Source organism: Sphingobium vermicomposti, assembly GCF_011762025.1.
GTDB classification, from domain to species: Bacteria; Pseudomonadota; Alphaproteobacteria; order Sphingomonadales; family Sphingomonadaceae; genus Sphingobium; species Sphingobium vermicomposti.
Map to the genome: position 1 here is coordinate 104,324 of NZ_JAASQR010000004.1, position 11,554 is coordinate 115,877.

9 protein-coding genes are annotated in these 11,554 nt (G+C 59.7%); 8 read left to right on the plus strand and 1 reads right to left on the minus strand.

Going from position 1 to position 11,554, the window contains the following annotated elements; genetic code table 11:
• The first annotated feature begins 12 nt into the window (after positions 1-12).
• Complete coding sequence (locus FHS54_RS13945; RefSeq protein ID WP_167304675.1) at positions 13-1,017, plus strand: beta-keto acid cleavage family enzyme; 1,005 nt, start codon at positions 13-15, stop codon at positions 1,015-1,017.
• A 229-nt stretch (positions 1,018-1,246) separates the two neighbouring features.
• On the opposite strand, the gene FHS54_RS13950 is transcribed toward FHS54_RS13945, so the two are convergent.
• Positions 1,247-1,957: a TetR/AcrR family transcriptional regulator gene (locus tag FHS54_RS13950; RefSeq protein ID WP_167304677.1), complete on the minus strand. Its 711-nt coding sequence runs from the start codon at positions 1,955-1,957 to the stop codon at positions 1,247-1,249.
• 367 nt (positions 1,958-2,324) lie between these two features.
• On the opposite strand from FHS54_RS13950, the gene FHS54_RS13955 reads away from it, so the two are divergent.
• The 7 genes from FHS54_RS13955 to FHS54_RS13985 are packed head-to-tail and all read left to right on the plus strand — an operon-like array spanning position 2,325 to position 11,509.
• A complete protein-coding gene (locus FHS54_RS13955) occupies positions 2,325-4,412 on the plus strand; it encodes a hydantoinase/oxoprolinase family protein (RefSeq protein WP_167304679.1) in 2,088 nt (695 codons plus the stop codon).
• Entirely contained in the window at positions 4,409-6,211 is a 1,803-nt protein-coding gene (locus FHS54_RS13960; RefSeq protein ID WP_243855775.1) for a hydantoinase B/oxoprolinase family protein, read from the plus strand. Before FHS54_RS13955 ends, FHS54_RS13960 begins: the two co-directional genes overlap by 4 nt.
• A 19-nt stretch (positions 6,212-6,230) precedes the next feature.
• Positions 6,231-7,718 (plus strand): APC family permease, encoded by a 1,488-nt coding sequence (locus FHS54_RS13965; RefSeq protein ID WP_167304681.1) that lies wholly within the window; start codon positions 6,231-6,233, stop codon positions 7,716-7,718.
• A 56-nt stretch (positions 7,719-7,774) separates the two neighbouring features.
• On the plus strand, positions 7,775-8,545 hold the full coding sequence (locus FHS54_RS13970) for an SDR family NAD(P)-dependent oxidoreductase (protein ID WP_167304683.1): 771 nt from the start codon (positions 7,775-7,777) through the stop codon (positions 8,543-8,545).
• 55 nt (positions 8,546-8,600) lie between these two features.
• Positions 8,601-9,929 (plus strand): aspartate aminotransferase family protein, encoded by a 1,329-nt coding sequence (locus FHS54_RS13975; RefSeq protein WP_167304685.1) that lies wholly within the window; start codon positions 8,601-8,603, stop codon positions 9,927-9,929.
• Positions 9,926-10,729 (plus strand): SDR family NAD(P)-dependent oxidoreductase, encoded by an 804-nt coding sequence (locus tag FHS54_RS13980; protein ID WP_167304687.1) that lies wholly within the window; start codon positions 9,926-9,928, stop codon positions 10,727-10,729. The genes FHS54_RS13975 and FHS54_RS13980 overlap by 4 nt, the downstream gene beginning before the upstream one ends.
• A gap of 36 nt (positions 10,730-10,765) precedes the next feature.
• Positions 10,766-11,509 carry an SDR family NAD(P)-dependent oxidoreductase gene (locus FHS54_RS13985; RefSeq protein WP_167304689.1) on the plus strand — a complete coding sequence of 248 codons (744 nt, stop codon included), beginning with the start codon at positions 10,766-10,768 and terminating at the stop codon, positions 11,507-11,509.
• Positions 11,510-11,554 lie beyond the last annotated feature (45 nt).

Genomic DNA, 11,554 nt, shown 5'->3' on the forward strand with positions numbered 1-11,554 from the left:
TGGGAGTGAACAATGGTTAAGATAGATTGGGACCGAATTGGGAAAGGTGTCGCCCGCGAAAATGAACGGATGATCTGGCGGCCTTATGGCGCGCCCATTGTTCTGGATCTGGAACATTCGTCTTTCCATGACGCGCCGATTTCGGTGCCGTGGAATATTCCCGAAACTCTGGCTGTGTCCGTGGCCATCACTGGGGCTTTTTTTCGCCGGTCGCAAAATCCCAACCAGCCGTACACGCCCGAGGAAATCCGCAATTCGGCGCGCGAATGCCTGGAAGCGGGCGCGAGCACGGTGCACATCCACGTTCGTGATGACGAGGGCTATAATGTCCTCTCGCTAGATCGGTTTGAACAGGTCATTGCGCCCTTGAAAAAGGACTATCCTGATCTGTCAGTCGATGGCTGCCTGGTCCCGGCGCTGGATGGGGAGTGGGCGGAAATGAAGCGGGTGCTGGCGACTGGCCTTCTGGACGGCGCGCCGATCAATACCACCACTACCTATATCGGTGACTCCCTGTTCAGTAAGCCTGCGCCGGTCATGATTGAAAAGGTGCGCATCATTCTGGAAAATGGAGGCATCCCCGAAATCGCCGTTTACACAGACGCCGACGTTTCCAACGCGGACCGCTTTCTAATCAAGAGCGGCCTCATCAAGGGGCCGGCCTTCTGGTTGATCCTTCCAGCCCTTCCGGGATGCAGCCCGATGAACAACCCGCGCCAGATGGTCGAAGGGCTGATGCGCACCGTCACAACCATTCGCGACGTTGATCCCGACGGCCACATCATGGTCTGCGCGGCAGGCCGCGCGTCCATGTATGTCGCCACGTTGGCGGCCGCCATGGGCCTGCATATCCGCGTCGGCATGGAGGATACCTATTGGCTCTGGCCGCACCGTGATGATCGCATCCAGTCAAACCTGCAGACGTTCCAACTGGGCGCGAAGCTGGGCGAGGTGCTGGGCCGCAGGGTCGCAACCCGGCAGGAATATACCGACATGCTGAAATCCTGCGCTCAGTAGACTGCGCGAGGATGGAAATCGACGCTCATGCTCCAATGAACAGGAGCATGAGCGTTCCTTTTATACCGAAGATTTTTCCTGAGAGAGAGAGAGAGAGAGAGAAGCGTGCTGACAATCAGGCAACTGGCTGTTCAAAAGCCTGAACGGACTCTCTTGTCCGGTCCCTGCCATCAGCATCAGGAAAAGCGCGGAGGATCGTTGCGGTAATCGTGGCAGTCCAGCCGTGCGTTTACGCGCCCGGTGCGGTGTCGCCGACGCCTAGCATGCGGCGGGTAAGATCCCAGTAAGTGGCAACGAGATGATTGTCCGCCGCCTTCGATGCGGATACATACCAGCGCCCGACCTGATCATACATCGTCGAAATGGCGCTGGACAGGATGCGGTAATCCGATTTGACGGGCGCATCCTCAATGAGCAGCGAAACGAGCTTCGTGACTTCGCGGAGATACAATCGCAACCGATCTTGAATCGCCTGCTGGAACTTTATCTCTCCCACGCGCTGGAGCAGGTTGTGCGCCATTAATATGTCAAAGGCCCTCGCGATCACGGGATTTTCTAACTGGTAACGGATATGCCGCTCCAATATCCCTTCCAGCGCCTTGATGTCGGATTCCTCTGGAGCACGGGGGCCCAGGACTCGTTCGTTGAAATCCTCCATTGCCCACAGCAGCGCTTCCCCCAGTAGGGCTTCCTTTGACTTGAAGTGATTGTAGATAGCTGGCGCCTTGATGCCTGCGAACTGGGCTAGATCACGCATGGTGGACGCGTCGAAACCATTCTTTGAAAACAGTTCAAGCGCCGCCACGAGCAGCCGAGCGCGCGTGTCCGATCGCGTGGTACGGTTCTCCCGCTCGATCGCGAGTTCTTCGGACTCGGCGAGTCTGGCTTCATAGCCGGCGCGCTTGCGTGGGGCTTTGGTCTGCTTTGTCGGTGAATCCATCCTGCTGATCCCTTAATCCTGTCAGAAGGCCGATGGCAACCATCTATCCGTCCAAAGACAGACGGGACAATCGAAGGTTCGCATGCGGTTTCAACTTCGGACTTGCATTAACAAACGTTCGCTATCATAATTGGAAACGAAATGCGATAGTATGCGCAATTGGACGGGAATGACAACGGGGGACACCTGTCGTGAACGAATGGCCGCTGCTGGGACGATGCCCGGACGCTGATTGTTTGGCGAGGATATTCCCTTTTTTCGGTTTGGGTATGATCCGCCTGAGTCACTCGCATGTTCGAGCTGTCCAGATCGTCTGTCCCAATGTGAGTCCGGCCCGTTCCAATGGCCAAGCAGGGAATGTTGAGGCATGAGTTTTACCATCTCCGTGGATACTGGCGGCACCTTCACCGATGTGATCGTCCGGGACGCATCTGGAAAGCAGACGATCGGCAAGGCGCTGACGACACATGGTCGTGTGTTTGGCGGTCTTAGCGAATCCATCAAGGCCGCGGCCGCCGACCTTGGCCTGGGCCTTGACCAGTTGCTCGCGGACACAACGCTGTTCATTTATGGCACCACCCGTGCAACGAACGCTATCGTGACGCGTAATGTCGCGAAGACGGCGTTTCTGACGACCGAAGGTTTTCCTGACATTCTGGTTTTAAAGGAAGGTGGAAAGCTGGATGGCTATGATTTCACCAAATCCTATCCGGCTCCCTATATCCCCCGGCGGCGCACTTTCGAAGTGCCCGAACGGATCGATGCGGAAGGCAAGGTGGTGCGCGGGCTGGACCAGGATGCGGTTCGCGCCCTGTTGCGGCAACTAGCGCACAGGAATTTCGAAGCGATCGGCGTGTGCCTGCTGTGGTCCTTCATCAATCCCGAACATGAACTGGCGGTAGGCGCTCTGATTGAGGAAATGCTGCCGGGCGTTCCCTATTCGCTTTCGCACCAGTTGGCACCCATCATCCGCGAATATCGCCGAGCGTCCGCAACCGCGATCGATGCGTCGCTCAAGCCATTGATGCAGAAACATCTGTTCGAGTTCGAACAGGATATCCGCGCGGCCGGATATAAGGGCCAGATCCTCGTTTCGACCAGTTTCGGCGGGGTCATGGATTTGGCTTCGGTCATGCAATCGCCGATCAACATGGCGAAGTCGGGGCCGTCGATGGCTCCGGTCGCGGGTATCACTTATTCGGTCGCTGAAGGTCTGGGCGATAATATGATCGTCGCGGATACTGGCGGAACCACCTTCGACGTCGGACTCTCGCGCAATGGCCAACTCGTCTACAGCCGCGACACCTGGCTGGGCGGCATGTGGGAGGGGGACCTGCTAGGCATTTCGTCGGTCGACATCCGGTCAATCGGCGCTGGCGGCGGATCGATCGCCTGGATAGACGATGGCGGCATGCTGCGCGTCGGCCCGCAATCGGCCGGGTCGGAACCGGGGCCAGCCTGCTACGGTCGCGGAGGTCTGAAGCCCACGACATCGGACGCTGCCTGCGTGCTCGGTTATTTTGATCCGGACTACTTCCTTGGCGGGCGCATGAAGCTGGACGTGGCGGCTGCGCGCGAAGCCATCGCCACGATTGCCGAACCGCTGGGCCTTTCGATCGAGGCGGCGGCCTGGGGTATCATGCGCATCGCCACCGACCACATGGTCAAGGCCATCCATGAAATTACCGTTCAGCAGGGGATTGACCCGCGCGAAAGTACCGTAGTGGCGGGCGGCGGCGCCGCGGGCATGAACATCATGGCGATCGCGGTCGAACTGGGATCGGATGCGGTCGTGCTGCCCAAAGTCGCTTCGGCCCTTTCGGCGTCGGGGATGCAGTTCGCCGACATCGTCACGGAAAGCACCGCACCCCATTTCACATCAACCCTGCGCTTCGACAGCGAAGGGGTGAACGCGGCGCTGGCGAAGATAGAGGCCGAACTGGACCGCTTCCGATCGCAGATCGAAAATGCACAAGGTGCGCCCTGGCGCATCGAATATTTCGCCGAGGCGCGATACCTCGCGCAGGTTTGGGAACTGGATACGCCCATTCCCTGTGGTCGGTTCACCAGCCAGGCGGACATCGATGTGCTGACTGCCAGCTTCCACGATCTTCACGAACGCGTCTTTGCCGTTCGCGACGAAAATTCTCCGGTGGAGATTATCAACTGGAAGGGGCGCCTTACAGTCGAGCTGTCCAAGAAGATGGAGCGATCGCCCAACGCTGACAGCTTTAGGGCGCAAGCGCCCGATCATAGCAGGACCTGCTTTTTTGGCGGCGATGCAGGCGTCGATACACCGATCTTCAAGCCTGCTGACCTCAGGACCGGCATGGTCATTAGCGGCCCTGCCATCGTCGAGGAGCCGACCACTACGCTGGTCGTCTATCCTGGCATGACCGCTGAGATCAGCGGTGCGGGCAACTATATACTTCACACACGTCCGGAGCAGGCATGATGGCCGATGACAGCAAGCGGAATGACGCCATCCTGATGGCCGTGCTCGCGAACCGGATGGACGGGATCGTCCGGGAGATGACGAATACGCTGCTGCGGACGGCGCGATCGTCGGTTATCAATAGCGCGCGCGATTTTTCCTGCGCCTTGTGTACGGCGGAAGGAGAGTTGTTCGCCTGTGCCGAGGGCCTGCCGGTCCATATTTTCGGGGTGCAGACCCAGGCGGCGGAAATGGCCCGGATGCACCCTGACTTGAAGGAGGGCGATGCGTTCCTGGACAATGATCCCTATGTCGGAAATTCGCATCCGGCCGATCATTGCACGCTCGTCCCGATCTTCCTGGACGGCGAACATATGTTCACCGCCACGGTCAAGGCGCACCAAGCAGATATCGGCAACTCGCTACCGACCAGCTACTATTCTTCGGCGGTCGATGTCTATCAGGAAGGCGCGCTGATCTTCCCGGTGGTGCAGGTGCAGCGCGACTACAAGATGATCGACGATATAGTGCGCATGTGCCGCCGCCGCATCCGTGTGCCGGGACAATGGTATGGCGATTTTCTGGCGGCGATTGGATCGGCGCGCATCGCCGAAAGACGCCTGAAGGAGTTGTGCGACAAATATGGCAAGGACAGGCTGAAGGCGTTCAAATCCTACTGGCTGGAATATTCCGAAGCGCGGATGGAAAAGGCCATCAACGCACTGCCGGAAGTGACGCTGAAAAATACAGGACATCACGACCCATTCGAACCTTTCCTGCCGAACGGCGTCCCTTTGCGGGTTGCGATCGACGTGAAGCCGGGTGAGGGCAGGATCGAAGTCGATCTGCGCGATAATATTCCCAATGTCGAGTGCGGGCTCAACCTGACCGAAGCGACGACGATGGCCAGCGTTTTCGCGGGCATCTTCAACGCCATACCCAGCGATGTCCCGAAAAATTCCGGTGCGTTCCGCCGCGTCAATGTGAAGCTGGCCGACGGGTGTGTCGTCGGGCGCCCGAAATTCCCTTACAGCTGCTCAGTGGCCACCACGAACATTGCCGACCGGCTGGTTAACATGGTCGGTTCGGCTTTTTCGCAGATCGATGGCTTTGGCGTTGCCGAAGGCGCGACCGGCGTGGGCGTAGGCTATGCCGTGCTTTCAGGGCGCGATCACCGCTATGACGACGCGCCTTTCGTCAACCAGCTGGTAGTGGCGGCGAATGGCGGACCTGCCAGCAACAGTGCAGACGGCTGGGTCACCTACGGATTGCCGGTCGTCAGCGGCCTTATGTACCGAGACTCGATCGAGATCGATGAGCTGAAAATGCCCATCATCTACAACCATATGCGGCTACGCGGCGGCAGCGGTGGCGCAGGTCGGCACCGGGGCGGCCTGTCGTGTGACCTTGCCTATGGCCCCACCAATTATCCCGTCATGGCGATATACCAGCTCGACAGCCAATATTATGCGCCCAAAGGCGTGCGTGGCGGCCAGGATGGGCTGACGGCGGGTGGCTGGCACGTCCGGGCCGACGGGACGGAGACTGCGCTGCCCAACTCTATCCAGGTCGAATTGAAGAAGGGCGAATATTTGCGGGGTTTTGATTCTTCGGGTGGTGGTTATGGCCCCCCGCGCGAACGCGACCCTGCGCTGGTACTGGATGACGTGCTGGAGGGATGGGAGACCATCGACCGGGCAAGAGACGTCTATGGTGTCGCCTTTGCCGGATTGGTCGAGGACGAGACTTTGGTAGTCGATGCTGAAGCGACGGCGGCGCTGCGCAAGACGGTGCCCGTGGCCGACTTCCGGGTGGGGTGACAGGATGTTGACGTCCGGCATGGCAACGACTCCAGAGACGATTGCGTCTTCCACCCCCGTCGAACAGGCGGAAGAGGCGCATGGCAGGCTGAGCGGCAATATGGGCGTGTTCGACCTCACCATGACGGTGTTGGCGGCGTCCGCGCCTCTTTCCGTCATGGCAGCATTTGCGCCGGTTTCAATGGCTGTAGGCAATGGCGTGGGCTTGGTGTCGTCCTTTCTGATCGCCGGTTGCGCACTGTTATTCTTTGCCTTCGGTTTCATGGCAATGGCGCGGTCCATCGCCCGCAAGGGGGAAGGAGCAGGCGCCTTTTACATCTATCTGACCAAGGGACTCGGCCGACAGTTCGGACTGGGCGGCGCGTTCCTTGCGATATTCTCCTATACGCTGCTGCAGATCGGCACGTTCGGAATGGTCGGTGTGTCCATCGTCGATTATCTGCACAACCGGCTTGGGGTTCCCGCCTTCCCCTGGTGGATCGCGACCGCTGCGGCCTGGGCAGCCGTCGGTGCTCTGGGCTACAGGCGTATCGACCTTTCGGCCCGGGTGCTTGGCCTGGCAATGCTGGGCGAGATCGGGATCGTGGCTATACTCGACGCCGCTGTCCTGTGGCGCGGTAGCCCGGCAGGGGGCCTGGACTTTAGCCCCTATTCGTTGACGTCGCTATTTTCCGGCAACGCGGGTATCGGCATCATGATGGCCGCCGCCAGCTTTTTGGGGTTTGAGGCGACTGCAATCTACAGCGAGGAAGTCCGATCCCCGGACAAGACCATTCCCCGTGCGACTTTCCTTTCGATCATCATGATCGCCCTCCTCTATTCCATATCCACATTCCTGCTCATCAACGCCTATGGCGTCGCGGAAGCGGGGATCAAGATCCGCACCGATCCCACGGGCATGTTCCCTGACGCTCTGGCGGCTTATGTCGGCCAGGTGTCGGTGGACGCCATGTATCTGCTGCTGATCAGCAGCCTGTTCGCGGCGGTGCTGTCATTCCACAACGCCATTGCACGCTATTTCTTCAACCTTGGCTGCGACCATGTGCTGCCCGCCGCCTTTGGACGGACACACGCGCGCCACGGATCGCCGGCGCTCGGGTCGCTGCTGCAAAGCGCCACGGTGGTGGCCGTCATCATCCCGGTGGTTCTTTCCGGCATAGATCCGGTGCTGCAATTCTATGCATGGGGGGTGGGTCTGGGCACGATGGGGATGCTGGTGTTGTTCGCGGTCGCATCCCTGGCGATCATCCGCTACCTTGGCCGGGACGAGCAGCAGGGAAGCGTATGGAGTTACCGCATCGCGCCGGTGCTTGGCTTTGTCAGCCTGACGTCAATCGCGATCTACGCTACATTCAATTTCGAAGTCTTTGTCGATGCATCGCCGACATTGGCAGCCTTCTTCCTGGCTTCGATCTGCGCCACCTTCGCCGCAGGTGTCTGGCTCGCCACTCGCTGGCGACGGACGCGACCCGACTGGTACGATCAGATCGTCACCGCAAGCACGTAGAGCCGGATGATCGCAACGCAATTCTTCCCGCCCATTCACTAAACAGGTCTTGATCGATGAGATATGATGGGAAAGTGGTAGTGGTCACCGGAGCTGGTTCCGGAATGGGCCGGGCGATGGTCGCCGAATTTGTGAACCAAGGCGCACAGGTAGCGGCCCTGGGACGGACGCTGGACAAGATCAGCCAGACCGTGGAGCTCGCTGGCGGATCCGGCAAGGTAATGGGAATTCGCGCCGACGTCGCCGTCGAGGTCGATGTGATCGCAGCCATCGACCAAGTCATCGATCGCTGGGGGCGTATCGACCTGCTGTGCAACAATGCGGGTGTCCTCGACAGCTACCGCCCTGCCCATGAAGTCACTCTTGACGAATGGAACGACGTGATGGCCGCCAACGCGACCGGACCTTTCCTGATGGCGAAATATACCATCCCCCACATGCTGAAACAGGGGAAGGGGGGCATCATCAACGTTGCTTCCACTGCGTCGTTCAGTGCGGCGGGCGGCGGATCGGCCTATACTGCGTCAAAGCACGCGGTTCTTGGCCTCACACGGCAACTTTGCTTCGAATATGGGGCGCTTGGCATCCGCGTGAACGCGATCTGCCCTGGTGCGACCGCAACCCCGATGGCTATTCCCACAACGCAGACCACGACGTCCCCGGACATGGCGGCTGCGGTGGCAAAGGTGCCCGCGCGGCGATGGTGCGAGCCAGAGGAAATCGCAAAAATGGCGGCGTTCCTGGGCAGTGACGAAGCCGACTACGTGCATGGCAGCGCATATGTCATCGACGGCGGCTGGCTGACGGCCGCGCGGGAAGCTTTCTGAAATGAACGGGGCGGTCGCATGGCCAGTGCCCTTTTCGAATAGGACGAGGTTTGAAATGGCGATCTGGCCCGACGAGGACTCCAAGTCGAAGCGACTCTATGAACGCGGACGGAAGGTCTATCCCGGCGGCATCACCCGTCTGGTGCCCTGGCTGGAACCGTTCCCGGTCTATACCAAATTCGGGAAAGGCGCATATGTTACCGACGTCGACGGAACGGCGCGGCTCGATTTGCTCAACAATTTTGCCTCGCTGATCCATGGCCATTGTCACCCCGCCATCATCGACGCGGTGTCGAAGCAGCTTGTCCTCGGAACCGCATTTACCAACCCGACCGAGGTCGAGATTGAGCTGGCCGAACTGCTTTGCGACCGCATAGAGTCCGCGGAAAACGTCCGCTTCAGCAATTCCGGTTCCGAAGCGGTGATGTCGGCGATCAAGGCGGCGCGTGCGTATACGGGGCGCCCCGCCATCGTGAAAGTCGAAGGCGGTTATCACGGTTCCTACGACTATGCCGAAGTCAGCCTGGATACGCCCAGGGACCAGTTCACCAGCCCGCCCAAATCGGTGGGATATGCGGTCGGTGTGCCCGACCGGCTGCTGGAGGACGTATATGTCATCCCCTTCAATGATCCAGAAACTGCGGCAAACGTCATCCGCGCGCACAAGGACCGCATCGGCGCGATCTTGCTCGACGCCGCACCCAGTTATCTGGGCTTTACGCATGTGACGCCGGAATTTGCGGCCAAATTGCGGGACCTCGCGACCGAGATCGGCGCAGTATTCATCCTGGACGAAGTCATTACTTTCCGCCTCGATCATGGCGGCGCACAGAAGAAGTTCGGCGTGAAGCCTGATCTCACGGTGCTCGGCAAGATCATCGGCGGCGGCTTCCCGGTCGGTGCTCTCGTCGGATCGAAGGAGGTCATGAAGGTCTTCGATCATCATGCGGGAAGGCCGCTAGTGCCCTGGAGCGGCACGTTTTCCGCCAATCCGATCACCATGGTGGCGGGCAAGGCGACCCTGGACCTGCTGACGCCGGAATTGATCGCCCATATCAATGCACTGGGCGATCGCGCCCGCGCTGGACTGACTGCCGCCTTCGCCTCTTCGGGGTTTCCAGGACAGGTGACGGGCGTCGGTTCGATGTTCAAGATCATTACGCATCAGCGTCCCGTCTATGATTACAGGAGCCAGACGCACACAGCGGCTGAAAGCGCGGCAATGGTCGAATTGCAACGCATGCTTGTCCTTAAGGGCTTTCATGTGTCGGGCGCGGGCATGGCGTTCCTGTCCACTGCCATGGTTGCCGAGGACATCGACAAATTCTGCGCGGCTGCGGAGGAAAGCCTTTGCCAGCTGCCCCATCCTGCTAGCGGCGAATGACCGACATGACGAACTATGAACGGCTCAAGGGAACGACGGATGTCTCTCCAGAACGTGCTCTGGTCACCGGGGCGACGTCGGGCATAGGCCGCGCCACCGCGCTGCGGCTCGCCCGACGGGGCGCGACGCTGTGCCTGATCGGGCGCAACGAAAGCGCGGCGAGCACGCTGCGCGAGGAGATCGAAGCTATGGGCGGCCATGCCCTCGTTGTCCTTGCGGATGTCAGCGATGCTGGTGCGGTCGAACGGGCCGTGCACAGTTTCGCCAAGGCCTATCAGGGGATAGATACTGTCGTCGCTTCCGCGGGTGTCGCGCCGACCGGCAACGCCACCGAAACCAGCATTGAAGATTGGAAGCAGTGCATATCGATCAACCTGGATTCGGTGTTCTATCTGGCGCGATTTGCGATGCCGGAACTGATCAGGACGCGCGGCACCTTCACGATCATTAGTTCGGACGCGGGCCTGTGGGGCGATTCCAATTTCGCCGCTTATATCGCTTCCAAACATGGCGTGCATGGACTGATGAAGTCCCTGGCGCTGGATTATGGACGATATGGCGTGCGGACGAACGCCGTCTGTCCCGGGTTTGTGGAAACGCCCATGGCTGACAAGCTGCTGGCAAGCCTGTCGCCAGAAAAGCTGGAGGCGCTTCGCAAGGCAGTGCCCCTGGCAAGGTTTGCCCAGCCTGAGGATGTAGCCGATGTCGTGGCCCATCTTTCTTCGGACGAGGCTCGGCACGCCAATGGTCTTGAATACCGGCTCGATGGTGGAAAGACCTGCGGTCACTACAAACCCTGACAGGGGTCAACGGCTGCAATGATGAACGGACAGGATATGAGTGAGTTTTCGGGCAAGTCAGTGTTGATAACCGGAGCTGCAGGAGGTTTTGGGCGCGTTCTGACATCCAAACTTCTGGATGCCGGAGCGAACATCATACTGGGTGATCTGAATGACGCCGCGCTTGCCGAATTTGTGTCATCGCTGCCTCGTGAGGTTGCCTGGCAGCGATGCGATGTCATGAAAGACGGGGATCAGAAGGCGTTGGTCGCGCGGGCGGTCACGGCCTATGGCAGGCTGGACATCGCCATCAATAATGCGGGCGGCACGTCGCCCATGAAAGGCTTGCTGGAAACAACCGAGCAGGACCTGGACTGGAATTTCGCCCTGAATGCGAAAAGCGTCTTTCTGGGAATGAAGCATCAGATCGCGGCGATGATACAGGGGGGTGGAGGGTCGGTGATGAACGTCGCGTCGGTCGCGGGGCTTGCGGGCGCACCGAAGAATCTGGCCTATGGCGCGGCCAAGCACGCAGTCGTCGGCATGACGCGCACCGCAGCCGTGGAATTTGCGCGCCACAATGTGCGTGTAAACGCCATATGCCCCTATTTCAGCATGACCCCGCTTGTCACGCAGAGCAATCTGATCGAGCGGAAGGCGCAAATGGAAGCCGCCGTACCCATGAAGCGCCTCGCCGATCCCGAAGAGGTCGCTGCGGCGATCCTGGCAATGATATTGCCGTCCAACAGCTATCTGACGGGGCAGGCCATTGCTGTGGACGGTGGGCTGACAGCATTTTGAGAGGATGGGAATGGCGTTGGGCCGGGAAGACGGGGGCGCGTCACA

Coding starts and splice junctions, on each gene's coding strand:
- FHS54_RS13985 (WP_167304689.1), top strand. CDS start 10,766: ATGAGTGAGTTTTCGGGCAAGTCAGTGTTGATAACCGGAGCTGCAGGA.
- FHS54_RS13975 (WP_167304685.1), top strand. CDS start 8,601: ATGGCGATCTGGCCCGACGAGGACTCCAAGTCGAAGCGACTCTATGAA.
- FHS54_RS13970 (WP_167304683.1), top strand. CDS start 7,775: ATGAGATATGATGGGAAAGTGGTAGTGGTCACCGGAGCTGGTTCCGGA.
- FHS54_RS13965 (WP_167304681.1), top strand. CDS start 6,231: ATGGCAACGACTCCAGAGACGATTGCGTCTTCCACCCCCGTCGAACAG.
- FHS54_RS13950 (WP_167304677.1), bottom strand. CDS start 1,957: ATGGATTCACCGACAAAGCAGACCAAAGCCCCACGCAAGCGCGCCGGC.
- FHS54_RS13955 (WP_167304679.1), top strand. CDS start 2,325: ATGAGTTTTACCATCTCCGTGGATACTGGCGGCACCTTCACCGATGTG.
- FHS54_RS13960 (WP_243855775.1), top strand. CDS start 4,409: ATGATGGCCGATGACAGCAAGCGGAATGACGCCATCCTGATGGCCGTG.
- FHS54_RS13980 (WP_167304687.1), top strand. CDS start 9,926: ATGACCGACATGACGAACTATGAACGGCTCAAGGGAACGACGGATGTC.
- FHS54_RS13945 (WP_167304675.1), top strand. CDS start 13: ATGGTTAAGATAGATTGGGACCGAATTGGGAAAGGTGTCGCCCGCGAA.